Raw genomic sequence first — 711 nt, 5'->3', positions numbered from 1 at the left:
ATCACAATTTATTTATTTGTATATATCTAAAGGACAGTTTTTGCATCTAAATTTTATATTAGTACAACCCCTATTTAAAAATAGTTTGTCCAATTTTCTAAAAAGAGTTCCTACATACGCTTGATGAATATACTGCTGATCTTTTCAAAGGTACGATTCGAGACAATCTGCGATCTTGAAAACACAATGTTTTTTTAAGTCTCTAGTTTTAAAAAAGAAGTTCTTTTGTCCAAGTTTGAAAATATAGATATATTAATGTTGCTATTAAGTGCCTGTTTCTTTTAATACTTGCTACTTTATTTTAACACTGCCTTCATAACTACTATTCACTGTTATTATGTTAATTACCTTTATAACATTTATCAATTTAAATTAATTATAATTTGATATTGATTTCCCTTTGATAAATGTTATCATTGAGTGAGAAAGTAAAATATTAAATTAATAAAAATGCTAGGAGGTAATTTTTCGTGAATAATGAAAATCAAAAGAAATTGACTACTGCGGCAGGCGCCCCTGTTGTTGATAATCAGAACTCGATGACTGCTGGTCCAAGAGGCCCGATCCTATTGCAGGATGTTTGGTTACTAGAAAAGCTAGCTCATTTTGACAGAGAAGTGATTCCTGAAAGACGAATGCATGCAAAAGGATCTGGTGCCTATGGGACGTTTACTGTCACCCATGATATTACAAAATATACAAAGGCTAAAA

General features: G+C 30.7%; 1 protein-coding gene. It reads left to right on the top strand.

Annotated features, from left to right (window positions below):
• Positions 1 to 470: 470 nt before the first annotated feature.
• Positions 471 to 711: catalase (locus V7149_RS26360; RefSeq protein ID WP_438824171.1), on the top strand; the 241-nt coding region annotated here is incomplete at its 3' end.

Source organism: Bacillus sp. JJ1503 (genome assembly GCF_036965125.1).
In the GTDB taxonomy this organism is placed as follows: Bacteria; Bacillota; Bacilli; order Bacillales; family Cytobacillaceae; genus Cytobacillus.
This window is presented reverse-complemented; position numbering and strand designations above follow the sequence as displayed.